Raw genomic sequence first — 23,398 nt, 5'->3', positions numbered from 1 at the left:
GGGCCGGGCGAGCCTGAACCCGCCCGGCCTTTGCTTCAGATACCCAGCAGCGCGCGCTGCTGCTCGCCCAGTTCCGGATTGCTCTGTTCCTGGAAGAAGGCGATACGGCCAGCGACCGCCTGCTCGGTCATTTCCGGCTGGCTCGAAATCCAGAATTTGCGCGCGGCAAGGCCCTCTACAAAGACGCGGCAGCCTTCGTCCAGATCCATGCCGTAGTTGGCCATCATATGCGCCATGGTGGCACGGTGTCCCGCCGCGCTTTCGGGTTCGCCAACGCCTGCATCGGCGTCAAAGATGCTGGTCTTCAGCATGCCCGGAATGATCGAGCAGACGTTGATCGGCGCCTTTGCGACCTGCATCTCCAGATAGAGGCACTCGCTGAACGACTGGATGGCATGCTTGCTCATGATATAGGCCGCCTGCGTCGGCATCTGGCCGAAGGAGCCGATGGAGGCCAGGTTGGCGATCCATGCTTCCTGACCCACGCGCAGCATGTGCGGAACGAATGCGCGCACGCCATGCACGACGCCATGGATGTTGACGTTCAGCGTCGTTTCCCAGCGGGCGGTCGGGATTTCCCAGACATTGCCGATGGTCTCGATGCCCGCATTGTTGATCAGCAGGCGAACCGCGCCATGCCGGTCGAACACATCCTGCGCCAGCGCGTCGAGCGCTTCGGGCTTTGACACGTCAAGCTGGATCGCTTCGGCCTTGCCGCCAGCCGCAATGATCTCGGCGGCGACCTTGTCGGCGCGGCCCTTGTCGATGTCGGTAACGATGACGGTCATGCCGATCTGGCCGCAGCGGCGGGCAAAGCCCATGCCGATGCCAGCGCCCGCGCCGGTGATGACGGCGACGCCGCCCGAAAAGACCTTTTCTTCTTCAGTCATGTTCAAGTTTCTCCGAGAGGGAAGGAATTACATCGAGGTCAGCGAAGTCGGCGCCGCGGGCAGATAATGGTGATAATAGCCAGCCGCCCAGCCGCCATCGACCGCAAGTTCAGCGCCGCAAATATAGCTGGCGTCGTCCGAACAGAGGAACAGGCTGGCGGCGGCGATTTCCTCCGGCTCGCCGATCCGCTGCAACGGCACGCGTTCATAGCCGGCATTTTTCGCATCGCCTTCCAGCGCCTGCGGATTGCCCATTGCCGTGTTGACGCCGCCCGGATGCACCGAATTGACGCGCACGCCCTGATGGCCAAATTCCAGCGCCGCGCTCTTGGTAAAGCCGCGAACCGCCCATTTGGAGCTGCTGTAGAGTGAAACCGAATTGACGCCGCGAAGGCCGTCCACCGACGATATGTTGACGATGGATCCGCGCCCGGCGGCGCACATCTTCGCGCCGACATGCTTCATCCCCAGCATCGTGCCCTTGACGTTGATACCCAGAACGCGGTCGATATCTGCGACGCTAAGGTCGGTGATGGGGCCGAAAGCCACGACCGCCGCATTGTTGACCAGCGCATCGATCCGGCCATGGCGGGCGATGACCGCATCGACCAACGCGGTCCAGCTGCCTTCGTCCGACACGTCGAGACGCTGGAACATCGCGTCATCGCCAATATCGGCGGCCAATGCCTGGCCTTCGGCTTCCAGCACGTCGGCGATGACCACCTTCGCGCCTTCGCGCGCGAACAGGCGGATCGTCGCTTCGCCCATGCCACGCGCACCGCCGGTGACGATGGCGACCTTGTCTTGCAACCTGCCAGTCATGATCTTCTGCTCTTCCTTGCTGAACAAACTTACTGAATAAAGGCCTTGAACGCCTCCCAGGGCACGTCCGAGGTGTAGAGGGCGGCTTCGTCCATCGACCCCGCGGGGATGTGGAAACCGCTCGTGTCCATCACTGTATCGAATTGTGCAAGCGCCGTTTCGGGGGTCCAGTCCTTGTCGGTCGCGCGATAGCCCCGGGTGACGCCCGCGAACACCCTTGTATAGCCGCCACCGCCAGCCGTGAACATCTCGCCATTGCAGGGCGCGCTGTCATGGGCCAGCATCGCGACGACCGGCGCGACCGCGCGCGCGGGGAAGTCTCGCTCCATCAGGCCGTGAATTTCCGGCCCCATCAGCTGCGTCATGCGGCTGCCCGCGATCGGCATGACGGCATTGATCTTGACGTCCTTGCCCTGCGCCTGCGTCGCGGCGGCGAGGCCGCGTGTCATGGCCCACACCGCACCCTTGGCGGCGGGATAGGGCACCGCACTACCCATGCCGAACCATGATCCGGACGAGATGTTGACGATCCGCCCGAAATTACGCTCCAGCATGCCGTCCCATACCGCGCGGCACAGGTAAAAGGTGCCGCTGGCCGACACGGCCATGTCCTTGTCCCATTGCTCATCGGTCACCGTCGACAATATACCCGACGCGCTGACGATGCCCGCATTGTTTACCAATATGTCGATGTGGCCCCATCGCGTAAGCGCATCCTGCACGATCGCCTCGGCGCCCGCCGATGTTGCGACGCTATCGCCATTGACCTCTGCGATCCCGCCAGCTTCGCGGATTTCGCGGGCAGCGGCGTCGGCATAGCCCTGATCCTTGCCCTCGCCCTGGAAATTGCCGCCAAGGTCGTTGACCAGCACCTTGGCCCCGCGCGCGGCGAGCAGCTCCGCATAGGCTTTTCCCAGTCCACCGCCCGCACCCGTGACGATCGCCACCTTACCGTCAAAACGCAGATCAGACATCGGCCTCTCCTTCATTGTCCCGATCGCAAGGGCGTCAGGCTTTCAAGATCATGTCAGCGGCCTTTTCGGCCACCATCATCGTTGGGACATTGGTGTTGCCGCCAGGCACGCGTGGCATCACGGATGCATCGACGACCCGCAGCCCCGCCACTCCGCGCACCCGCAGCTGCGGATCGACGACCGCCATGGGGTCATCCCCCATGCGGCAGGTGCCCACCGCGTGAATATCTGAAATCGCCGTCTCGCGCAGATAGGCGTCCAGCTCGTCATCCGACTGGATGCTCGCGCCGGGAGCCAGCTCCTCGCCCCGGAAGGGATCGAACGGCGCTTGCGCGAAGATGTCGCGCACCGCGCGGATGGCCGCCCGGCCCATCGCCATATCCTTGGGCGTCGAAAGTATGTTGGGATCGATCGACAGCGGCGCGGAGGCGTCGGGACCGGTCAGCCTGATTTCGCCGACGCTCTCCGGGTTCAGCAGGTCGATATGCGCGAAATAGCCATGGTCCATAATGAGCTTGCGTCCCATCGCCTCGTAAAGCGCCATGGCGAAATGCACCTTCACATCGGGATATTCCGCGCCCGGCATGGTCTTGAGATAGGCGCCGATCTCCGCCGGAGGGCTCGCCAGCGGCCCCTTGCGGAACAGCAGGAAGTTCGCGACCGCCTTGGCCGCGACAACCGGGTGGAAAACGTTGAAGAGCGACACCGGCTGCGTGCAATATTGCTTCACGCTGACTGCCACATGGTCGCGGTAGTTCTGCCCTACGCCGGGCAGGTCATGCACTACCGGCACCCCGGCTTGACGCAGATGGTCCGCTGGCCCGATTCCCGACAGCATCAGGATCCACGGCGAATGGATGGAGCCTGCCGACAGGATGACCTCCCGCGTCGCATGCGCCTCTTCCAGCTGCCCCTCGCGTCGCCACGCCACGCCGGTCGCGCGGCCGTCCTTCACGATCACGCGCTCCACATTCGCGCCCGTGATTACGCGCAGGTTGGGCCGCTTGCGCGCAGGCGTCAGATAGGCGCGCGCCGCGCTCCATCGCCGTCCTGCCGAGGCAGTGACATCGGCGGGCACCACGCCCTCGCGCTGCGATCCGCTGGGATCGTCATTATAGGGAACGCCCGCCGCGACCGCAGCATCGCGAAACGCCTTGGCGAGCGGATTGTTGATCCCCGGCCGCGTGACCAGCACTGGCCCGCCCTGGCCATGATAGCCTTCTTCGCCGCCGGGCTGAAAATCCTCCAGCTTCCTGAAATAGGGCAGCACATCGTCATAGCTCCACCCTTCATTCCCCAGCTGCCGCCAGCCGTCATAGTCCGCCGCCGCGCCCCGGTCATAGACCATACCGTTGATGGAGGACGAACCGCCCAGCACCTTGCCGCGCGGCGTATACATTTGCCGCCCGCCCGCATTGGCCTGCGGCACGCTGACATGCATCCACTGGAACATGCCGCGATACATGAGGGGCAGCAGCCCGCCCGGCGCGTGGATGAAGACGCTGTTGTCCTTGCCGCCTGCCTCAAGCAGCAGCACGCGATTGTGCGGATCTTCCGACAGGCGCCCGGCCAACACGCACCCCGCCGATCCGCCGCCAGCGATGATGAAGTCGTAACTGTCGGCCATGGTCTCTCCCGGGCGTCATGCTGATGCTGACGCCGCAGGACTCGGCTGAATATGCCGGTTCAGCGGGATCGCATATGATGTCTTGCGTGCTGAATTGGTCAATATGATACGCAGGTCAAGCCGGATTTGCCCCTGTCCATGCCATTGACCGGAGGATGTCGCCTGTTATTGTCTACGCAAACAGGCGCGTCATGTCGCGAAACCTGCGATATTCGCGTCGCCAAATCACGGCGGGGCGCGTGCCGGGTCACAGAAATCAAGGAGAAGAGGATGTCCACCGAAACCCTGACCGCTGATCGCTTCGATCCCTTCAAAGTCTATGATCCCGAGACGCTCGTCGCGTCCGACCCCATCGAAATCGATGCCCCCGCGATGGTCGTGTGGAAAATCCTGACCGACATGCCGCGTTATGGCGAATGGAACCCCTTCTGCGTCTGGGCTGAATCCACGCTGGAAATGGGCGCGCCTGTTCACATGCGGCTCGTAAACTATGCCAATCCGGGCTCGCTCGCGCCCAATTGCGAATATGTCTGCGCGTTCGAACCGGGCCGCCTCCTGTCCTGGGAACTGAAGGATAGTGAAGCCTGGCCCTATCCCGCCCGCCGCGACCAGATCATTGAGGAACTGGGGCCGGACAAGTGCCGCTATCAATCGACCGATGCCTTCACAGGCCCCAACGGCATCCATGTCATGCGCTTCTGCGGTCCGTGGGTGACGCGAGCCTTCAACGACTCGGCCAAGGCACTCAAGGCGCGTGCCGAAGCGATGCACCGGGGCGAGATCAGCTGATCGAAGCGGCCGCGTGAGGGTAACATTACGCCAGATCGCGGTATTTGAGGCCGTCGCCCGCACCGGCAGCGTGGCGGGCGCGGCTGACGAGATCGGGCTCAGCCCCTCGGCGGCGAGCATGTCGCTCAAGGACTTGGAAACCCATCTGGGCGTGCAGTTGTTCGCCCGGTCGGGCCGCCGCATGCTGCTGACCGACCGGGGCCGTCCGATCCTTGAAATGGCGCGCGGCATCTTGGTGCAGGTCGCGGACCTTGAATCCCTTTCCCTGCCGGAAGAAGTGCGCGGGCGGCTGCGCATAGGCGCGGCGGTTCCCGTCGGCGACTATGTGCTGCCCGGCCTCTGCGCGGCCTTCATGCGCCTGCACCCCGGCGTCCGGGTGGAAATGCGCATCATGCCGTCCCATGAAGTGATGGAGGGCGTGCGCAACATGGCGCTGGACGTCGGCTTTGTCGGCGCGCCGGTCAACAGCAGCTATCTGGAGGCGGAACCATGGCTGCGCGACCGGCTGGTCGTGTGCGCCGCTCCGGACCACCCCCTTGCCGGACGCCGGGCAGTGCCGCTCGCGGACCTTGGCGACCAGCCATGGGCGCTGGAAAAGACCCTGTCGAGCGAACGCATCTCCTTCACCGTCGAGACGCTCAAATCCATGAACTCGCTCAACATCGTGTTCGAAGGCGAAAGCGTCGAAGCGATCAAGCGCATCGTCCGCGACGGTGCCGTCCTCGCCTGCCTCTCCAGCCTGACCGTTACGGATGAACTGGCGCGCGGCGAGCTGGTCGAGCTGCCCGTGCCGGAACTGCACTTCACCCGCATCGTAAGCCTGGTCAGCCGCCGAGACACCCAGCAGCCTCAAGCCTGCCGCGCCTTTCACGAATTTGCCCGACAATGGGGCGAGCAGATAGGCGGATCAGGAAAATAGCTTCTCCAATCGCCTATCCGTCAGTTTTTCTGACGTCATGCGTCGGAAATACGAAATGGTAGCATCGCCTCCAAAGGCCTAATCAGGTCATGCACGCCCGGTAGGTGTGTTCAAGGAGAGTGATGTGAAAGCCATGATCTGCAGCGCATTCGCGCCGGTCGAAGAGTTGCACCATGGCGATTTCCCCGAGCCTCAAGCAGGGCCGGGGGAAGTGGTGATCGACGTGGCGGCCGCCGGGGTGAATTATCCCGACGTGCTGATCGTGCAGGGCAAATATCAGACAAAGCCAGCCCTGCCTTTCGTTCCCGGCAGTGAAGCAGCGGGGCGCATCGCCGCCGTTGGACCTGACGTAAAGGGTTTCACCATCGGGGACCGCGTCATCGCCTTCACCGGCAGCGGCGCCTTTGCCGAGCAGGTGCGCGTCCCCGCGACGCAGGTCTGGCCGGTGCCCGAGGGCATCGATCTGGAGGTCGCGGCGGGCATCTCCATCACCTACGGCACCTCCTATCATGCGCTGAAGGACCGTGCCCAGTTGAAGCCCGGCGAAACGCTGCTGGTGCTGGGCGCGGGCGGCGGCGTCGGCCTGACCGCCGTCGAACTTGGCAAGCATATGGGCGCGCGCGTGATCGCTGCTGCGTCCAGCGCCGAAAAGCTCGCGCTCGCCAAGGCTCAGGGGGCGGATGACCTCATCGATTATGCGCAGGAGGATCTGCGCGAACGCATCAAGCAGCTGACCGACGGAAAGGGCGTCGATGTCGTCTATGATCCTGTGGGCGGCCCCATGAACCTGACGGCGGTGAAAAGCCTCGCATGGGGCGGCCGGTTGCTCGTCATCGGTTTTGCCGGTGGCGACATCCCCTCCATCCCCGCCAACCTGCTGCTGCTCAAGAGCGCGTCAGCGGTTGGCGTCCTTTGGGGCAACAGCGTCCGCGCCGATCCGGTCGCGCAGGGCGAAAACATGCGCCAGCTGCTCGCCTGGCTGGCGGACGGCTCGCTCAAACCCGTCATCGACACGTGCTTTGCCCTGCCTGACGCAGTGGCCGCGCTCCAACATCTCGAAAAGCGCAAGGTGAAGGGCAAGGTGCTCCTGACCCTTCAGCCTGCGTCCTGAACAGGAAATCCTTCATGTCCCAAACAGTCAGCTTCCACATCCATGGCGCGATCGCCGAAGCGGTGATCGATAATCCGCCGGTCAACGCCACCTCCGCCAGCGTGCGGCAGGGGCTTTCCGAAGCCATTCGCCAGCTGGAATCCGATCCCGCCCTCCAGGCGCTCGTCATCCGCTGCGAAGGCAAGACCTTCATCGCGGGCGCTGACATCAAGGAATTCGGCAAGCCCATGGCTGATCCCGGCCTGCCGCTGGTCATGGAAATGATGGACCATTCGACAAAGCCGATCATCGCCGCCGTCCATGGCACGGTGCTGGGCGGCGGCCTCGAAGTCGCGCTTGCCTGCCACTATCGCATCGCTGCGCCCGGCACGAAGTTCGGCTTTCCCGAAGTGAAGCTCGGCCTCATGCCCGGCGGCGGCGGCACCCAGCGCACGCCGCGTCTCGCTGGCCTTGCCACCGCGATCAAGCTGGTGACGGAGGGTAATCCGATCGGCACCGACGATGCGCTGAAGTCGAACCTCATCGATGCCGTCGTGGCTGGCGGGGACCTCGCCGCCGAAGCGCGCAGCTTCGCGGAAAAACTGGTGGCGCAAGGGAAGGGGCCACGCAGTTCCTCCACCCTACCCATGCCCGCTGACGACCCGGCCCTGTTCGAAGAAGCCCGCAAGACTGTCGCCAAGAAGATGCGCGGCCAAACCGCGCCGCTGCGCGCGTTGGAAGCCATGCGCCTCGGCTATGAACTGCCCTTCGACGAGGCGGTTCGCCAGGAACTCGCGATCTTCCGCGAATGCATGCACGGGTCGCAGTCCAAGGCGCTGCGCCACCTGTTCGCCGCCGAACGCGAAGTCGCGCGCATCCCCGGCCTCGCCCCCGACACCTTGACCCGCAACATCGAACGCATCGGCGTCATCGGCCTTGGCGTCATGGGTCGCGGCATCGTCATGGCCCTCGTCAGCGTCGGCATTCCGGTTATCGCCATCGGCCTCGACCAAGCCAATATCGACGCCGCGATGAGAGCCATCACCAAAATGTGGTCCTCCTCGGTTGCCAAGGGCAGCATGTCGCAGGAGATGATGGACAAGCGCCTCGCGCTCATCACCACCAGCGACGACCCCCGCGACCTGTCGCCAACGCAATTGGTGATCGAGGCAGTGACCGAAGATCTGGACATCAAAAAGGCCGTCTTCGCTAAGCTCGGCGAGGTTACGCCTGCCGGGACGATCCTCGCCTCCAACACCAGCTTCCTGAACATCGACACGCTGGCTGAGGCGTCGGCAAGGCCCGAAGATGTGTGCGGCATGCACTTCTTCAATCCCGCCCATGTCATGCGCCTGCTGGAAAATGTCCGCGCCGCAAAGACCGATCCCGAAGTCGTCGCGACGATTATGGCGCTGGGCAAGCGCATCGGCAAACTCCCAGTCCTGTCGGGCGTGTGCGACGGCTTCATCGTCAACCGCATGCTCTCCAAGCGCTCCCGCGAAGGCTTCTTCCTTGTAGAGGAGGGCGCAAAGCCCGCCGCCATCGATAAGGTGCTGCTGTCCTACGGCTTCCCCATGGGGCCGTTCGCGCTTGGCGACCTCGCGGGGCTTGACGTGCAGGCCGCCGCCCGCAAGGCCCGCGCCGCCAACGCGACGGAGCGCGAACTGCGCGCCGACTTCCCCGAGCAGATGGTCGCCGCCGGACGCCTCGGCCAGAAAACGGGCTCCGGCTGGTACAGCTATGACGAGAACCGCAAAGCCAGCGCCGACCCGCTGACCGACGAGATGATCGCCGCCCATGCGAAGCGCCACGGCCTCACCCTGCGCGACATTGGCGAGGATGAAATCCGCGAACGCCTGCTCTATGCCATGGTCAACGAAGGCGCGAAGCTGCTGAGCGAAGGCATCGTGCCCCGCCCGCATGAGATCGATGTGGCGCTGGTGAACGGCCTCGGCTGGCCCAGCTATACTGGCGGTCCCATGCACTGGGCCGACCAGATCGGCCTCGACAAGGTGCTTGCCACCATCGAGAAATTCCGCGCCGAGCAGGGCGACGCCTATTGGACCCCCGCGCCGCTGCTCGTCCAATATGCGGGTGAGGGCAGGGGCTTCTACGCATGAGCTACGAACCCAACGCGAAAACCGCCGATCTTCTCGCCCGCCTGCGCGCCTTCATGGACGCGCACATCTATCCCAATGAGCAGCGTTACTATGAGGAAGTCGCGACCGGCGACCGCTGGGCGCACGTCACCCTCATCGATAAGCTGAAGCCCTTGGCAAAGCAGGCGGGCCTCTGGAACCTCTTCCTGCCCGAAAGCACCCATGGCGCGGGGCTCACCAACCTCGAATACGCCCCGTTGTGCGAGGAAATGGGCCGCGTCCATTGGTGCCCCGCCGTCTTCAACTGCGCCGCGCCCGACACCGGCAACATGGAAACGCTGGAGCGCTTCGGCACGGAAGAGCATAAGGAACGCTGGCTGAAACCCATGCTGGCGGGCGAAATGCGCTCCGCCTTCGCCATGACCGAGCCTCAGGTGGCTTCGTCTGACGCCACCAATATCGAAAGCTTGATCGTCCGCGATGGCGATGACTATGTCATAAACGGGTGTAAATGGTGGATTTCCGGCATGGGCGAGGCGGACTGCGCGCTCATGATCTTCATGGGCAAGACTGATCCGTCAGCGCCCAAGCACAAGCAGCAGTCGATGATCCTGGTCCCGCGCGACACGCCCGGCATCACCGTGCTGCGGCCGATGACGGTGCTGGGCTACGACGACGCCCCCCATGGCCACATGGAAATATTGTTCGACAATGTCCGCGTGCCCGCCTCCAACATGCTGCTGGGCGAAGGGCGCGGCTTTGAAATCGCGCAGGCCCGCCTTGGCCCCGGCCGCATCCATCACTGCATGCGCATGATCGGCATGGCCGAACGCGCGCTCGAAGCCATGTGCCGCCGTGTGAAGAGCCGCGTCGCTTTCGGCAAGCCGCTCGCAGAACAGGGCGTCATCATCGAACGCATCGCCAACAGCCGCATCATGATCGATCAGGCGCGGCTGCTCACCCTCCACGCCGCGCACCGCATGGACACGGTCGGCAACAAGGTGGCGAAGGCGGACATCGCCATGATAAAGGTCGCCGCGCCCAACATGGCCTGTCAGGTCATCGACTGGGCGATGCAGGCGCATGGCGCGGCGGGCATCAGCCAGGATTTCTTCCTCGCCAGCTATTACGCCCACGCCCGCAAGATCCGCTTTGCCGATGGCCCGGACGAGGTGCATCGTCACCAGCTTGGCCGCCTCGAACTCGCCAAATATGACTGACGTCCGCACGCTCGACACGGCGCGCCTCGCCCCTTGGCTGCGCGACCATGTGCCGGGCGCGGAAGGAGCGATCAGCGCGGAGAAATTTGCAGGCGGCCAGTCCAACCCCACCTATCTCCTCTCGGTGGACGGCGAACCCCGCTTCGTCCTGCGCCGCAAGCCCGATGGCGTGCTGCTCCCCTCCGCCCACGCGATCGAGCGCGAATATCGCGTCACCGATGCGCTGAAGGACAGCGCCGTTCCCGTCGCCCGCCCGCTTGCCCTGTGCGAGGATGCGAGCATCGTCGGCACGCCCTTCTTCATCATGACCTATGCGCAGGGCCGCAACTTCTGGGACGCCCGCCTCCCCGACCTCCCACTCCCCGACCGCGCCGCCATCTATGATGAAATGAACCGCGTCCTCGCCGCGCTCCACGCGATCAACCCCGCTGCGGTCGACCTCTCGGACTATGGCAAGCCCGGCAGCTATTTCGCCCGGCAGGTCGCCCGCTGGACCAGGCAATATCGCGCCACCCAGACCCAGCAGATCGACGCGATGGAGTCCCTGATCGATTGGCTCCCCGCCAACGATCCCGGCCTCGAAGCAAGCCGGATTGTCCACGGCGACTATCGCAACGACAATATGATCTTCGCGCCCACAGAGCCCCGCATCATCGCGGTCCTCGACTGGGAACTATCCACGCTAGGCCACCCGCTCGCCGACCTTGCCCAACATTTGATGGCCTGGCGCGTACCGAAGGAAGGCTATCGCGGCCTGTCCGACGCCGACCTCCCCACGCTCGGCATCCCGTCCGAAGCGGACTATCTTGAACGCTATGCACAGCGCAGCGGCGCAGGCCCCATCGACCCCGCCCATTGGCGCTATGCCCTAGCCTTCGCCATGTTCCGCAACGCCGCCATCCGTCAGGGTGTCTATCACCGCGCGATCAGCGGCAACGCATCAAGCGAAGCCGCCGCCATCCACGGCGCCCGTGCCGGAGAAATAGCGGGCCTCGCATGGCGCATCGCCCGCGGGGAAGAGGATGCCCATCTATGACGGACAAACGGATCGACGTTGGCGGCTACCGGCTGCGCACGGTGGAGCAGGGGGAGGGGCCGCTCGTCCTCATGATCCACGGCTTCCCCGGCCTCGCGTGGTCCTGGCGTCACCAGATGGAACCGTTGGCGCAAGCCGGTTTCCGCGCCGTCGCCATCGACAGCCTCGGCTATGGCGGCAGCGACCGTCCCACCAATCCCGCCACCTATGATGCCGACCGGATGCAGGCCTACCTCACCGCCCTGCTCGACCATTATGAAGCGGAAAAGGCCGTGATCGTCGGTCAGGATTTCGGCGCGCAATATGCCTGGAACCTTGCCGTCCGCGCGCCGGATCGGGTGGCGGGCCTGATCGCCACCATCCCCTATGACTATGACATGGCCGGACGCGCCATGCTCGGCAGCGCCCCGCGCTTCCCCGCCGATGCGCCGCCCAGACCGGAGGCGTCCTCCCCCGACCGCCTCCCCAGCGAACGCTTCGCCGCCATGGCCGCCGAGCATTTTGTCCACTTCCACTATTTCATGGAAGTCGGCCCTGCCGAGCGCGAACTCGCCGACCGCGCATCCGAATTCCTCGCCCGCCTTTTCTACGCCCTGTCCTCAAAGGGCGACCTGTGGAGCTGGAAGACAGTCTCATCGGTCGGCAGCGGCTATCTAGACGTCCTGCCGCCCGCGCCGCCGCTTCCTTGGCCTTGGCTCACCAAGGCAGAGTTCGACCGCTTCGTCAGCGAATATATCGATGCCGACCCGCTGCTGCGTTTCATCGGGGGCCTCAACAGCTACCGCACCGCTGACGTGAACTGGCGCATTGGCGAAAAATGGGCTGACCATGATGTCGAAACGCCCACCCTGTTCCTCTATGGCGAAAAAGACCCGTCCTTCGGCTTCTTCACCGATTGGGAAGCGCGGTTACGCAAGCGCGTCCCCGGCCTCCGCGACATCATCGCCATCCCCGAAGCAGGCCATTTCGTGCAGCAGGAACAGCCCGCCGCCTTCAACAAGGCGTTGCTCAACTTCGCCCGATCGGTGACGCAATGACCGCACGCTGGCCCATCGGCGGTCATCTCGGCCTCAGCTCGCCCGACCGGCCGATGCTCGCGCATCTCGGCCGGTCCACCAACTCGCTCGACCAGATTGACACGCTTGCCGATCATGGCTTTCGCGGCGTGCAGGACCTGTTCCTGATGCTGCGGCCGGAGGCTGAGCAAGTCGCGATGGCCGATCGGATGGCGAGCCGCGGTCTTGTCCTGTCCAGCTTCAGCGACCTTAAATATTGGAACCAGCCGGTCTGGAGCGCCGAGGATGAAGCAGGCCTCGAACATCTGCGCAGCAACGTGGAACTGAGCGTCGAAATTGCCGCCCGCTTCAACGGCGGCAGCGTCGTCTGCGTGGCTGGCCTCGACAATCTGCGCCCGCGCGAAGCGCAGCTCCGAGCAATGACCGAAAACCTGAAGCGCTATGCCGAACAGGCCGCGCGCAGCGGATTGACGCTGCTCATCGAACCCATCGCCGCCAGCCGCATTCCCGGCCTCCTGCTCGACCGGCTGGAGGACGCGGCCGAGATGGTCCGCGCCGTCGCAATGCCCTCGGTCCGGCTGCTGTTCGACACTGGCCATGTCGCGATGATGGGCCATGATGTGCCCTCATCCTTCGCCGCCTGCGCGCAGCAGACCGGCCTTATCCAGTTCGCCGACATACCCGATCGCGTCGATCCCGGCCTTGGCGAACTAGATTGGCCCGCGATCCTTCAAGCCATTGGCGGCTATGACGGCATGATCGAGCTTGAGTTCGAACCGGTGGATGTGAGCGCGACGGGCGAAACCCAGATGCTCGACCGCCTGAAAGCCTTTGGCATCTTCTGACCGGCGGCCAGTACCAATGTCCTGATATGTTCCTGATGACGCATTCTGCTCCATCGCGACAATAGGCCCCCGATCACCGATTTGGTAAAAGGCGGCAACGAAGATCAGGAGATTCTGCCTCGATGAGAGTGGTTGCCAATCTAGCCCAATGTCAGGGGCACGCCCGATGCGAAGACCTGTGCCCGGAGGTGTTTTCCACCGACGCGATCGAGGGCAAAGTCGTCATAGAACAGCCCGAATTTCCCCCGGAGCTTGAGGAAAAAGTGCGGCTCGCCGTGCGCAATTGCCCCGAAGGCGCGCTCCGCATCGCGAAGGGTACGGTGGCATGACCGTCACCTATTATCCCGCCGCGCCAACCCATGTCCCTGAAGACCTGATCCTGGATTTCGACTTTTTCGACATGCCTGCCGACGTGTCTGATCCTGTGCAGATCTGGCACGGCCTTATCCAAAAAGGTGCGCCGCCCATTTTCTACACCCCGCGCAATGGCGGCCATTGGGTGTTCCTGCGCTATGCCGACATTGCCGAAGCCTATCGCAATCACGAGATTTTCTCGACGCACAAGGCGCAGATTCCCCCGCTCGAACCCTATCCGGTTCTTCAGCCCAATGGCGTTGATCCGCCACAGCATGACGTTTTCCGCAAGCTGCTTGCGCCCATGTTCACGCCGCTCGCCGTTCGCCGCATGACCGATGGACTGCAAAGCCGCGCCGAACGCCTGATCTCGGGTTTCGCCGGGAAGGGCGGGTGCGACTTCGTGCACGACTATGCCGCCAAATTCCCGACCGGCACGTTCCTTGAACTGTTCGGCCTGCCCGAAGAGCGCCTGCCGGAATTCCTGCGCATCTCCGACACCTTCTTCCGCAGCACCGACCCAGACATCAGGGCGGCAAACCTGCTGGAAATCTATGACGTGCTGGAGGAATTGTTCAGGGAGAAGGAGCGAAATCCCGGCACCGACATAGCCTCCACCGTGGTCCAGTCACGGGATGCGGATGGCAATCCCTTCCCCTGGACCGACATCATCAACTGCGGCTTCCTGCTCTTCGTCGCGGGGCTGGATACGGTCACGAACACCATGACCTATGTCTGGCGCTACCTCGCGACGTCGGCCGACGCGCGGCAGAAATTCCGCGACCGGCTGGACGATCCATCCGCATTCCTCCTCGCGATCGAGGAGCTGATGCGGATCAACGCGGTCTCCAACATCTATCGCCGCGTCACCCATGATTGCGAGTTCAAGGGCGTGCAGTTCCGCCGCAATGATCGCGTAGTCCTGCCCAACACAGTGGCGAACCGCGACCCGCGCACGTTCAGCGACCCACAGACGATCGACCTCGATCGCAAGGTCAACAATCACGTGACCTTCGGACTAGGACCGCACCGTTGCATCGGATCGCACCTCGCCAAGCGAGAGATCATGATCTCGCTACAAGAATGGCTGCGGCAGATCCCCGAATTCGAACTGGACCCCGATCAAGACGCGGAGTCCGTCTTTGGCGGCCCGGTCATGGGCTTCACCTCGCTCAAACTGCGCTGGTAGCAAGGGAGCGGAGGGTTTCGCGAGAAGCCCTCCGCGCCCTCACTCCATCAAAGCCGCCGACCGCTGCCGATATTCGCGCGGAGACAAACCCGTCGCCCGGCGAAAGGCACGGGCAAAGCTGTTGCCGTGGGAAAATCCCGCCTGCTCGGCCACCTGCTTCATCGGCACATCGCCGCGCGCCAGCAGCAGCTTCGACTGCTCGATGCGGTAGGTTTCGATATAGTCTGAAATGGTCTTGCCGGTCAGCGCCAGGAACTGCCGGTGCAAATGCCGCGTGCTGATCCCGCACAGGGCAGCCAGTTCAGAAACGCCGGGCATCGGCGCGCCCGCCTCTATCCGCTCGCGGATACGGCGGAATTGCCAAGGGGCCAGGCGGCTGGCCGTCGCCGCGCCCGCGGCCTGATGGAACACGCGGCCCAGCTCCACCCGCACCAGCTGGAACAGCGCCTCCATCGCCTCGGCGGACCGGTCCAGCGGATTGATCAATTCACGATGGGCCAGCCGCATCAAACTGCGCAGCGCCTCGTTACGAATATTCAGCAGCCCCTGCAGGAACGACAGTGAAGGCTCGCCCGCGCCAATGATCGCCGCGCCATGCTGCTCGTCGAAAAGGCATCGGATCACGCGGATCTGCCTGCCTTCCGATCGCCCGCCGATCGCCACGCCCGGATGACGGACAAACAACGCTCCCATGAAGCAGCGGCGTTCAGGATCGATATCCGGGAAGTAAGCCGACGCGTCGGCCGCCATCGGAGGCAGCGACATTTCCAGCATCAGCTGCTGCTGCGTCTGCTCGAAACTCACCATGTCGGGCCAATGCCATTCCACCAGCTCGAAGCGTCCGCCGGACACTGGGCAGGAGGTGATGACCGTGGCGGTGAAGTCGATTTCACTCATTGTTGGTTCGTAGAACCTCCACCGGCCAGATTGAACCCTGTTCGTATCGAGACATCTTCAACACAGGCGGCCCCAAGAAGCGTTGTTGGTTCAAGACCACCTTTCCCCCGTTCGCCCTGAGCTTGTCGAAGGGCTCTACTTCTTTAAAGAAGAGGGCTTCGACAAGCTCAGCCCGAACGGAGGTTGAGTATGTACCGCCCCTACCGCATCAACGCCCGCCAGGCACCCGGCGGCCGCCCCGTCTCGCGCCGGAACGCTGCCGTAAAGGATGGAGCCCCCGCATAGCCCAACGCCCGCGCAACCTCCTCGATCGACCCCTTGTCCTCCGTCAGCATCGCCTTGGCCCGGTCGATACGCCGCCGCCGGATCGCCGCGCCGGGACTAATCCCCGTCGAGTGATGGAAACAGCGGATGAAATGATCCCGGCTGATCCCACACCGCTCCGCCATCGCATCGATCGAGGGTGCATCACCAGGCGCGTCGATCATCGCCAGCGCGATGCGCAGCGCTCGCGCGGAAAGCCCGCCCCGCCGCCGCCCCGCGCGCTCCGCCGCTTGGGTAAGAACCCGCCGCAGGTCGAGCAGGATCAGCCGCACCAAAGCCTCCCCGACATCGGCGCTGTCACCGCCGGGATGCTCCACCTCCGCCGCCAGCCGCAGCATCGCCTCCTCGATCGGCGGCGCGTGCATGTCGAAACAGGCGCTGAGCGTCGCATCGTCAAAACCGATCCCCACCAGCGCCGGGGCAATCCGCTCATCCTCAAAGCGGATGCGGATGGTATCGAAAGCGCCTTGCGCCACGTGAAACTCCATCGGCACGCCAGCCGGGCGCAACGCCAGCGCTCCCATGCGCGCAAACGGACGGCGCGGATCGCCCGCCTTCCGCCCCTCCGACCCGGTCAGCAGCCGCGACAGCCCCAGCATCAGGACCGACTGCGCCTCGACCATCTGCACGGTTTCTTCCCGCACTTCGGGATAGGCGCAAATCTCGACCACCGCTCCATCCAGCCGCGCCGATCGCCGCACAATGTCGGCGCTCTCCCGCGCCTGCCGGATCGAAATGGCATCCATGGGCACCGCTTATCACATAGCGCGAAATATTACGAGATCATGCGACAATCATGCGCTTTCACTCCAGCGAACCTTGCGCACCCGCCCCGGCCGCATAGCAATATGGTCAAGGAGAGTGCCCCCATGAATCGCCCGACCGGACCCATCACGCCCGCCGCCGATCCGATCGCTCAGGAAGAAGCGCGCTGGCAGCAGGAAACGCGCGGCCCCGCCATAAGCGAACGCCTAGAACGCCGCGACCCATTCGTGACGCAGGCGCTCAAATGGCCGATCAAGCCCCTCTACACGCCCGCTGACCTTGACGCGGTCGGCTTCGATTACAGCGCAGATCTCGGCTTCCCCGGCGAATACCCCTACACCCGTTCGACCCGCCCCAACGGCCACCGCACCGATTTCTGGACGATGACCCAGGTCACCGGCTTCGGCAAGGGCGAGGATTGGGCAAAGCGCGCCCGCTACATGCTGGACCAAGGCCTCTCCGGCCTGATCCTCGAATATGACCTTGCGACCACCAACGGCTATGACAGCGACGATCCCATCGTGGAGGGCGAAGTCGGCCGGGCAGGGATGGCGCTCGATAGCCTGGAAGACCTGGAAAAGGCCTTCGATCTCCCCTTCGACGAGCTCAAATATCTGATGAGCGTCTGCAATGCGCCGCAACCGGTGAACCTCGCCATGATTATCGCCGCGCTGGAAAAGAAGGGCATCGACCCGAAGGACTTCGTCCTCCACATCGTGAACGGCATCCTGATCGAATATACCTGCGTCGGCCGCTACATTTACCCGCCTGAACATGGGCTCCGGATCGCGACGGACTGCATCGAATATATCATCCGCAACCACCCCAATTGGGCGCCGATCTCGATCATCTCCGCCCAGCTCCAGCCCGCCAAGGCGAACCCGGTGCAGGAGATCGCCTATTCGCTCGCCATCGCCTGCGCCTATATCGACGCTGTGCTGGAGCGCGGGCTCGATATCGACACGGTCGCGCCCTACATCAATCACTTCGTCGTCAATGTGGACATGGATTTCTTCGAAGGCGTCTGTAAGCTGCGCGCCTTCCGCAAATGCTGGGCGCGGCTGATGAAGGAGCGTTACGGCGCGACAAAGCCCGAAGCGCTCAAGATCCGCATGATGACGTCGCCCACCACCATCGCGCTGACGCTCCAACAACCGCTCAACAATATCGCCCGCCTTGGCATCATGGCCACCGCTTGCGCGCTGGGCGGGGCAGGGGAGGCGATGACCACACCGCTTTATGACGAAGCCCACGCCCTGCCAGCCGAAAACGCCATCCGCGTAGGTGCGGCGATCCAGCACATCGTCGCGCATGAAACCGGCGTTGCCGAGACGATCGACCCACTGGCAGGCTCCTATTATGTAGAGACGCTGACCAAGCAGATGGAGGACGCCGCCTTCGCCGAGATGGAGAAGGTCTTCGCCATGGGCGGCGCGCTGAAAGCCATCGAAACCGGCTATATCCAGCGCGCGCTCGGCCGCGAGCAATATGAGCGCAACAAGGACATTGAGGAAGGCCGCCGCAAGTGGGTCGGCGTCAACCACCTCGCCCGCGAAGATGAAGAGCGCGAGATCGAAATCTTCCGCCTCGACGAAGCGATGGAGGAGGAGCAAATCCGCAAGGTTCGGGACCTCCGCGCCCGCCGCGACCAGCCCGCCGTCGATGCCGCCCTCGAAAAGGTGCGCGAGGCCGCCCGCACCGGCGCGAACATGGTGCCGCCCTGCCTGGAGGCGGTGAAGCTCTACGCCACGCATGGAGAAATCTGCAACGCGATGCGCGACGTCTTCGGCGTCCACAGCGCCGACAGCCAGCTGATGGGAATCTGACCAGCATGACCACATTCAAGCGCCCCTTGCGCGTCCTGCTTGCCAAGCTCGGCATGGATACCCACACCGTCGGGGTCACCGTCATCGGCCACGCCCTGCGCGAAGCGGGGATGGAGGTGATCTTCACCGGCCTCAAGCAAACCCCGGAAATGGTCTGCGCCGCCGCGGTGCAGGAGGATGTGGACGTCGTCGGCATCTCCACCCTGTCGGCGGGCCACACGCGCAGCCTGCCCAAGCTCGCCCGCCTGCTCCGCGAAGCAGGCGCTGGCGACAAGCTGCTCGTCGCGGGCGGCGTCATTCCCGAAGAGGATAAGCCGATCCTCGAACAAGCAGGCGTTGATCGCATCTTCACCATGGGTTCCGACACGCGCGACATCGTGGCCTATCTCCAGGGCTGGTGGGCGGAGCGGCTGGCGGAGGACGCCGCCTGATGATGCAAAACGCGGCGAACGTCGCGAACCGCCTTCTCGCCGGGGAAGTGGCGGCAGGCGCGCGCGCCATCCGCTGGCTGGATGACCGCGACCCGCGCGGCGCGGAAGCGCTCGCCGCCATCTACCCGCACACCGGCCGCGCCCAGGTGGTCGGCGTCACCGGCCCGCCCGGCGCTGGCAAGTCCACCCTCACCGACACGCTCGTCGCCGAATGGCGCAAACGCGGCCAGCGCGTCGCTGTCATCGCCGTCGATCCGTCCAGCCCCTTCACCGGTGGCGCAATCCTTGGCGATCGCGTCCGCATGAGCCGCCACGCGCTCGACCCCGGCGTCTTCATCCGCTCGCTCGGCACGCGGGGTCAGGCGGGCGGCCTGTCCCGCTCCACCCATGACGCCTGCCTCGTTTTCGATGCCATGGGCTATGACATCATCCTCGTGGAAACCGTGGGCGTGGGACAGGATGAGATCGACGTCGTAAACCTCGCCCACACGACCGTCATCGTCGCGGTGCCCGGCCTTGGCGACGAGATTCAGGCGGTGAAGGCGGGCCTCATGGAGGCAGGCGACATCTTCGTCGTCAATAAGGCCGACCGGGACGGCTATGACGCCACCCACCGCCAGATGGAGCTGATGCTCCACCTTCGCGCGCAAACCGTCACGGACCAGCGCTGGAACGTGCCCCTGCTGCGCGCCGTCGCCGCGAAAGGGGAGGGGGCCGACGCCATCGTCGATGCGATCGCCGCCCATCGCGCCTATCTGGACGACCATGGCGACTTCACCGGCCGCAGCCGCCTGCGCGCCCGCGAACAGGTCCTCTCGCTGGTACGCGATGCACTTGCATCCCGCGCGATGGCCCTGTGTGGCGAGACCATACTCGATCAGGTCGAAACGCGGCAGCTTGATCCCTACGCCGCCGCAGAGCAAATCGTCGCCGTCCTTTCCGCAAAGAGTGCCGCCGCATGACCAAGTCCATCTGCGCTCTGGCCCACAAACCGGGCACCACTCTTGAAGATTTCCAGCGTTACTATGAGGAAAATCACGCTCCACTGGCGATCAGCTATTTCCCCTTCTCTGCCTACGCCCGCAACCACGTCACAGGAGCGCAGTTATTCCGCTGGGACACGATCAGCGAATTCTGGGCCGACGATATAGACGCAGCGGCGGCACTCATGACGGGGCCAGTGGGAAAGATCATGGCGGCTGATGAGGAACGCTTCATGAATCGCCCCCTCATCGCCTCGGCTGGGGTCGAAGAAGTCATCCTTTCCGCCGGAGACCCCGCCGGGACCGACGGCCGCCGAACCGCCTTGCTCGTTCAGAACGCCTCCGAAGGCGTCGATCTGCGCTCAACGGTGATCGAGTGGGCGGAGGGATACGCCAAAGACATGCCCGGCGTTTCGATCGACTTTATCAGCAACTGGACCGACCTCGCCTTTCCGGCGAAGGCCGTCCTGTGGCTGCCGGGATGGCAAGCCCAGGCCGCCATTCCGTACGGTCTTTCCACTCAAACGCTGCTGCTCCGCCATGTCGCAACTTCGCCTTCGCAGTTGCTGGGCGGCCATTCCGCCTCTCGCTAGGCGCCAGGATTGCCAGAGTGCAAATGTGCAACAGCGTAGATATAAACGTCAGATAATACGCAGATTGACGCGATCATCCTTGATGTAAGCGATAATTGCGACTAACGGAGCTGCATCGGACATGTTTATCCATGTTCGGGGTCAACAGGCGCTTTTTCCCGTGTAGCGCATGTACATAACGATAAAGACCGGGACTGTTGACTAAGAGCAGCATGTGTTGGGAGGATATATGAAATCCATATTGCTTGCGGGCGTTACCGCAATTTTGGTGCCTTTTTCGGTTTCAGCGAACGCTCAGGAACAAAACGCCGCGCAGGAGCCTTCGACGAGCCTGGGCGACATTGTCGTGACCGCACGTCGTTCCGCTGAAACGTTGCAGGACGTTCCCGTAGCTGTGACCGCGCTCAGCGGCGACTTCATCGAACGGCAGAACATCTCCGATCCGACCGATGTGCCGAACTTCGCGCCAAACATCACGATCGAACAGCAGCCGTCCAGCCTTTCGGCCGCGACCATCTACATTCGCGGTATCGGCAACAACGAACCTTCGGCCGTTTCGGAACAGGGCGTGGGCGTTTATCTTGACGGCGTTTACCTCGCCCGTGCGGCTGGTGCCGTGTTCGACCTTATCGACCTTGAGCGCATCGAAGTGTTGCGCGGTCCTCAGGGCACGCTGTTCGGCCGCAACACCATCGGTGGCGCGCTACAGCTGATCACGAAGAAGCCCGCCAACGACATGCATGTCACGGCCAAGGCTGGCTACGGCCGCTTCAACGAATGGTATGCCCGCGCGCGGCTCGATACCGGCTACATCCTGGGCGACGTCCTCAAGGCGTCGATCGCCTATCAGCATCGTCAGGGCGATGGCTATGTGAACAACACGCTGACCCCGGCTTCGCAGGACCCCGGTTCACTGAACGCGGACTCGGTCGCCATCGGTTTGCAGGCAGACCTTGGTGACCTCACGGTCAATTATAATTTCGACTATGACAATCGTAAGGGCACGCCTGCCTTCTTCCAGATCGTCGCTACCACGCCGCTGGCGCAGGACTATTATTCGCAGTCGCCCAACTATGGCGGCGCGCCTTTCCTCGTCAGCCCGGATCGTCAGGGCACGGTCCAGCAGGCGGGCTTCACCGACCGCAACGGCAATTTCCGCTACGGCAGCAAGACGCGCGTTCAGGGCCATGGGTTGACGCTCAGCTATGAAGCGACGCCTGAGCTTACGGTCAAGTCGATCACCGGCTACCGGAAGTTCTTCCAGGACACGATCCTGAACCTCTCGGGTAATGGCGTGCTGCGCGGGCCAGTGATCGACTTCAACTCGCCTACATTTGTATCTGTGCAGGATGTGGTTCCCTACACCGGCAACAACGCGCCTCAGAAGCAGTGGCAGTTCAGCCAGGAGTTCCAGGCGCTCGGCAAGGTCGGTGATTTCAGCTACCTGCTCGGCATGTATTATTTCTACGAAAAATCGTCGGAATATAACAACCAGGCACTGACCATCGTGACGCCTATCGCCGGTCTGCCTTTCCTTGGCTTTGATCAGCCAACGACTGACGCTATCGCGGCGGCCAATCCCGGCCTCACAAACGTCGGTCTGAACCTCAACCCCGTTCAGGCGTTCGGCGGCACGTCGCAGTCCATGGCCGTGTTCGGTCAGGTAAGCTGGAAGCCGTCCTCGCTCGACGATAAACTGGAAGTCACGCTGGGCGGCCGTCATACCGCCGATGACAAGACCATCTATCTGGCAGGTGACGTCTTCCCCGTGCAGCGTGGCCGCCGCAGCTTCGACAACTTCTCCTGGCTGGCGTCGGTCAGCTATGAGGTGATGGACGATGTCATGGTCTATGGCCGCGTATCGACCGGTTATCGCTCGGGCGGCATCAACCCGCGCGGCGGCAGCATCAACGGCTTCGACCCGGAAAAGGCGACTTCATATGAAGCTGGTGTCAAATCGCAGTGGTTCGACAATCGCCTGCGCCTGAACGTCGCTGGCTACATCACCGACTATAACGACCTTCAGGTCCAGCAATTCGCCGCGGGCAGCGGTGGCGCCACCTCGCTGATCGTCAACGCGGGCAAGGTGCGTCTGTCGGGCTTTGAAGCGGAACTGACGGCTGTGCCGTTCAGCGGTTTCCAGATCGACGGCTCGGTCGGTTATGTGAAGCATGACTACAAAACCTTCCTCTTCCGCGATCCGGGCACCAACACGGTGGTGGACGTCGCTGACGAGGCACGGCCGCTGTACACGCCAAAGTGGAACGTCCATGTCGGCGCTGAATATTCGCACCCGATCGGCGGCGGTGACACGCTCGTCCGTCTGCGCGGCGACTATTCCTACCGCACGAAGATCTACTTCAACGCGCTCGACAACACCGCGCCGTTCAACGAACAGATCGTCTCGCCCAGCCAGACCAACGTAAAGGCGCGCCTGTCTGTCGAAGGCTTCGATCTGGGCGGCGGCAAGCTCGACGTGGGCATCTGGGGCGACAATCTGTTGAACCAGAAGCGGCTGGTCTACGGCATCGACTTCGGTGCTCTGGGCTTCGCAGGCGCGACGTTCAACAAGCCGACCTCCTACGGCGTGGATGCCAAGATCGCCTTCTGATCACGGCAATCCCCTGAAACGCGAACGGCGGCTCTCCACCGAGAGCCGCCGTTTTCGTTCGCGCTGATCCTTGGAACGCCCTCGGCAGGGTGGCGACC

At 63.6% G+C, this 23,398-nt stretch carries 21 protein-coding genes; 15 read left to right on the top strand and 6 right to left on the bottom strand.

All coding sequences use genetic code 11. The annotated features are described in order from the left end of the window. Positions 1-35 precede the first annotated feature (35 nt). From ACZ5YV_RS15995 to ACZ5YV_RS15980, 4 genes are read right to left on the bottom strand one after another with little or no spacing between them, the layout of a single operon-like run. Positions 36-890 carry an SDR family NAD(P)-dependent oxidoreductase gene (locus ACZ5YV_RS15995; RefSeq protein WP_464789375.1) on the bottom strand — a complete coding sequence of 285 codons (855 nt, stop codon included), beginning with the start codon at positions 888-890 and terminating at the stop codon, positions 36-38. 27 nt (positions 891-917) lie between these two features. Continuing rightward, on the bottom strand, positions 918-1,712 hold the full coding sequence (locus tag ACZ5YV_RS15990; protein ID WP_464789374.1) for an SDR family NAD(P)-dependent oxidoreductase: 795 nt from the start codon (positions 1,710-1,712) through the stop codon (positions 918-920). A 29-nt stretch (positions 1,713-1,741) separates the two neighbouring features. Continuing rightward, entirely contained in the window at positions 1,742-2,686 is a 945-nt protein-coding gene (locus tag ACZ5YV_RS15985) for an SDR family NAD(P)-dependent oxidoreductase (RefSeq protein ID WP_464789373.1), read from the bottom strand. Between the two features lie 34 nt (positions 2,687-2,720). Further along, complete coding sequence (locus ACZ5YV_RS15980) at positions 2,721-4,313, bottom strand: GMC family oxidoreductase (protein WP_464789372.1); 1,593 nt, start codon at positions 4,311-4,313, stop codon at positions 2,721-2,723. Between the two features lie 270 nt (positions 4,314-4,583). On the opposite strand from ACZ5YV_RS15980, the gene ACZ5YV_RS15975 reads away from it, so the two are divergent. The 10 genes from ACZ5YV_RS15975 to ACZ5YV_RS15930 all read left to right on the top strand — a co-directional run bounded on the left by ACZ5YV_RS15975 (position 4,584) and on the right by ACZ5YV_RS15930 (position 14,870). Beyond that, complete coding sequence (locus tag ACZ5YV_RS15975) at positions 4,584-5,102, top strand: SRPBCC domain-containing protein (protein ID WP_464789371.1); 519 nt, start codon at positions 4,584-4,586, stop codon at positions 5,100-5,102. Between the two features lie 13 nt (positions 5,103-5,115). Continuing rightward, positions 5,116-6,021, top strand: a complete 906-nt coding sequence (locus tag ACZ5YV_RS15970; RefSeq protein ID WP_464789370.1) for a LysR substrate-binding domain-containing protein — start codon at positions 5,116-5,118, stop codon at positions 6,019-6,021. Positions 6,022-6,145: 124 nt separating this feature from the next. Then, the gene (locus ACZ5YV_RS15965; protein ID WP_464789369.1) at positions 6,146-7,132 is read left to right on the top strand and encodes an NADPH:quinone oxidoreductase family protein; all 987 of its coding nucleotides are present in this window, start codon (positions 6,146-6,148) and stop codon (positions 7,130-7,132) included. A 14-nt stretch (positions 7,133-7,146) separates the two neighbouring features. Then, positions 7,147-9,231 carry a 3-hydroxyacyl-CoA dehydrogenase NAD-binding domain-containing protein gene (locus ACZ5YV_RS15960; protein WP_464789368.1) on the top strand — a complete coding sequence of 695 codons (2,085 nt, stop codon included), beginning with the start codon at positions 7,147-7,149 and terminating at the stop codon, positions 9,229-9,231. Then, positions 9,228-10,430, top strand: coding sequence for an acyl-CoA dehydrogenase family protein (locus ACZ5YV_RS15955; RefSeq protein ID WP_464789367.1), 1,203 nt, complete (start codon positions 9,228-9,230; stop codon positions 10,428-10,430). Before ACZ5YV_RS15960 ends, ACZ5YV_RS15955 begins: the two co-directional genes overlap by 4 nt. Further along, entirely contained in the window at positions 10,423-11,466 is a 1,044-nt protein-coding gene (locus tag ACZ5YV_RS15950; RefSeq protein ID WP_464789366.1) for a phosphotransferase family protein, read from the top strand. Before ACZ5YV_RS15955 ends, ACZ5YV_RS15950 begins: the two co-directional genes overlap by 8 nt. Further along, positions 11,463-12,503 (top strand): alpha/beta fold hydrolase, encoded by a 1,041-nt coding sequence (locus tag ACZ5YV_RS15945; RefSeq protein ID WP_464789365.1) that lies wholly within the window; start codon positions 11,463-11,465, stop codon positions 12,501-12,503. The genes ACZ5YV_RS15950 and ACZ5YV_RS15945 overlap by 4 nt, the downstream gene beginning before the upstream one ends. Next, complete coding sequence (locus tag ACZ5YV_RS15940) at positions 12,500-13,327, top strand: TIM barrel protein (protein ID WP_464789364.1); 828 nt, start codon at positions 12,500-12,502, stop codon at positions 13,325-13,327. Before ACZ5YV_RS15945 ends, ACZ5YV_RS15940 begins: the two co-directional genes overlap by 4 nt. A 122-nt stretch (positions 13,328-13,449) precedes the next feature. Next, the gene (locus ACZ5YV_RS15935; RefSeq protein ID WP_464789363.1) at positions 13,450-13,656 is read left to right on the top strand and encodes a ferredoxin; all 207 of its coding nucleotides are present in this window, start codon (positions 13,450-13,452) and stop codon (positions 13,654-13,656) included. Beyond that, the gene (locus tag ACZ5YV_RS15930) at positions 13,653-14,870 is read left to right on the top strand and encodes a cytochrome P450 (RefSeq protein ID WP_464789362.1); all 1,218 of its coding nucleotides are present in this window, start codon (positions 13,653-13,655) and stop codon (positions 14,868-14,870) included. The genes ACZ5YV_RS15935 and ACZ5YV_RS15930 overlap by 4 nt, the downstream gene beginning before the upstream one ends. Positions 14,871-14,909: 39 nt before the next feature. On the opposite strand, the gene ACZ5YV_RS15925 is transcribed toward ACZ5YV_RS15930, so the two are convergent. After that, on the bottom strand, positions 14,910-15,767 hold the full coding sequence (locus tag ACZ5YV_RS15925) for a helix-turn-helix transcriptional regulator (RefSeq protein ID WP_464789361.1): 858 nt from the start codon (positions 15,765-15,767) through the stop codon (positions 14,910-14,912). A gap of 200 nt (positions 15,768-15,967) precedes the next feature. Then, positions 15,968-16,837: a helix-turn-helix domain-containing protein gene (locus tag ACZ5YV_RS15920; RefSeq protein ID WP_464789360.1), complete on the bottom strand. Its 870-nt coding sequence runs from the start codon at positions 16,835-16,837 to the stop codon at positions 15,968-15,970. Positions 16,838-16,960: 123 nt separating this feature from the next. On the opposite strand from ACZ5YV_RS15920, the gene ACZ5YV_RS15915 reads away from it, so the two are divergent. The 5 genes from ACZ5YV_RS15915 to ACZ5YV_RS15895 all read left to right on the top strand — a co-directional run bounded on the left by ACZ5YV_RS15915 (position 16,961) and on the right by ACZ5YV_RS15895 (position 23,300). Continuing rightward, positions 16,961-18,682, top strand: coding sequence for a methylmalonyl-CoA mutase family protein (locus tag ACZ5YV_RS15915; protein ID WP_464789359.1), 1,722 nt, complete (start codon positions 16,961-16,963; stop codon positions 18,680-18,682). Positions 18,683-18,687: 5 nt separating this feature from the next. Further along, positions 18,688-19,113, top strand: coding sequence for a cobalamin B12-binding domain-containing protein (locus tag ACZ5YV_RS15910; protein WP_464789358.1), 426 nt, complete (start codon positions 18,688-18,690; stop codon positions 19,111-19,113). Then, on the top strand, positions 19,113-20,075 hold the full coding sequence (meaB, locus tag ACZ5YV_RS15905; protein WP_464789357.1) for a methylmalonyl Co-A mutase-associated GTPase MeaB: 963 nt from the start codon (positions 19,113-19,115) through the stop codon (positions 20,073-20,075). Before ACZ5YV_RS15910 ends, meaB begins: the two co-directional genes overlap by 1 nt. Then, positions 20,072-20,689: an EthD domain-containing protein gene (locus tag ACZ5YV_RS15900; protein ID WP_464789356.1), complete on the top strand. Its 618-nt coding sequence runs from the start codon at positions 20,072-20,074 to the stop codon at positions 20,687-20,689. Before meaB ends, ACZ5YV_RS15900 begins: the two co-directional genes overlap by 4 nt. A 229-nt stretch (positions 20,690-20,918) precedes the next feature. Then, positions 20,919-23,300 carry a TonB-dependent receptor gene (locus ACZ5YV_RS15895; protein ID WP_464789355.1) on the top strand — a complete coding sequence of 794 codons (2,382 nt, stop codon included), beginning with the start codon at positions 20,919-20,921 and terminating at the stop codon, positions 23,298-23,300. Positions 23,301-23,398 lie beyond the last annotated feature (98 nt).

Source organism: Sphingobium sp. TomTYG46 (assembly GCF_055396345.1).
The sequence above is the reverse complement of the archived record's forward strand: the minus strand, read 5'-3'. Positions and strand labels throughout refer to the sequence as shown.

What these genes read in the sequence shown, in the direction of transcription:
- ACZ5YV_RS15995 (WP_464789375.1), bottom strand. Translation starts at nt 890, where the DNA reads ATGACTGAAGAAGAAAAGGTCTTTTCGGGCGGCGTCGCCGTCATCACC.
- ACZ5YV_RS15990 (WP_464789374.1), bottom strand. Translation starts at nt 1,712, where the DNA reads ATGACTGGCAGGTTGCAAGACAAGGTCGCCATCGTCACCGGCGGTGCG.
- ACZ5YV_RS15985 (WP_464789373.1), bottom strand. Translation starts at nt 2,686, where the DNA reads ATGTCTGATCTGCGTTTTGACGGTAAGGTGGCGATCGTCACGGGTGCG.
- ACZ5YV_RS15980 (WP_464789372.1), bottom strand. Translation starts at nt 4,313, where the DNA reads ATGGCCGACAGTTACGACTTCATCATCGCTGGCGGCGGATCGGCGGGG.
- ACZ5YV_RS15975 (WP_464789371.1), top strand. Translation starts at nt 4,584, where the DNA reads ATGTCCACCGAAACCCTGACCGCTGATCGCTTCGATCCCTTCAAAGTC.
- ACZ5YV_RS15960 (WP_464789368.1), top strand. Translation starts at nt 7,147, where the DNA reads ATGTCCCAAACAGTCAGCTTCCACATCCATGGCGCGATCGCCGAAGCG.
- ACZ5YV_RS15955 (WP_464789367.1), top strand. Translation starts at nt 9,228, where the DNA reads ATGAGCTACGAACCCAACGCGAAAACCGCCGATCTTCTCGCCCGCCTG.
- ACZ5YV_RS15950 (WP_464789366.1), top strand. Translation starts at nt 10,423, where the DNA reads ATGACTGACGTCCGCACGCTCGACACGGCGCGCCTCGCCCCTTGGCTG.
- ACZ5YV_RS15945 (WP_464789365.1), top strand. Translation starts at nt 11,463, where the DNA reads ATGACGGACAAACGGATCGACGTTGGCGGCTACCGGCTGCGCACGGTG.
- ACZ5YV_RS15940 (WP_464789364.1), top strand. Translation starts at nt 12,500, where the DNA reads ATGACCGCACGCTGGCCCATCGGCGGTCATCTCGGCCTCAGCTCGCCC.
- ACZ5YV_RS15935 (WP_464789363.1), top strand. Translation starts at nt 13,450, where the DNA reads ATGAGAGTGGTTGCCAATCTAGCCCAATGTCAGGGGCACGCCCGATGC.
- ACZ5YV_RS15930 (WP_464789362.1), top strand. Translation starts at nt 13,653, where the DNA reads ATGACCGTCACCTATTATCCCGCCGCGCCAACCCATGTCCCTGAAGAC.
- ACZ5YV_RS15925 (WP_464789361.1), bottom strand. Translation starts at nt 15,767, where the DNA reads ATGAGTGAAATCGACTTCACCGCCACGGTCATCACCTCCTGCCCAGTG.
- ACZ5YV_RS15920 (WP_464789360.1), bottom strand. Translation starts at nt 16,837, where the DNA reads ATGGATGCCATTTCGATCCGGCAGGCGCGGGAGAGCGCCGACATTGTG.
- ACZ5YV_RS15915 (WP_464789359.1), top strand. Translation starts at nt 16,961, where the DNA reads ATGAATCGCCCGACCGGACCCATCACGCCCGCCGCCGATCCGATCGCT.
- ACZ5YV_RS15910 (WP_464789358.1), top strand. Translation starts at nt 18,688, where the DNA reads ATGACCACATTCAAGCGCCCCTTGCGCGTCCTGCTTGCCAAGCTCGGC.
- meaB (WP_464789357.1), top strand. Translation starts at nt 19,113, where the DNA reads ATGATGCAAAACGCGGCGAACGTCGCGAACCGCCTTCTCGCCGGGGAA.
- ACZ5YV_RS15900 (WP_464789356.1), top strand. Translation starts at nt 20,072, where the DNA reads ATGACCAAGTCCATCTGCGCTCTGGCCCACAAACCGGGCACCACTCTT.
- ACZ5YV_RS15895 (WP_464789355.1), top strand. Translation starts at nt 20,919, where the DNA reads ATGAAATCCATATTGCTTGCGGGCGTTACCGCAATTTTGGTGCCTTTT.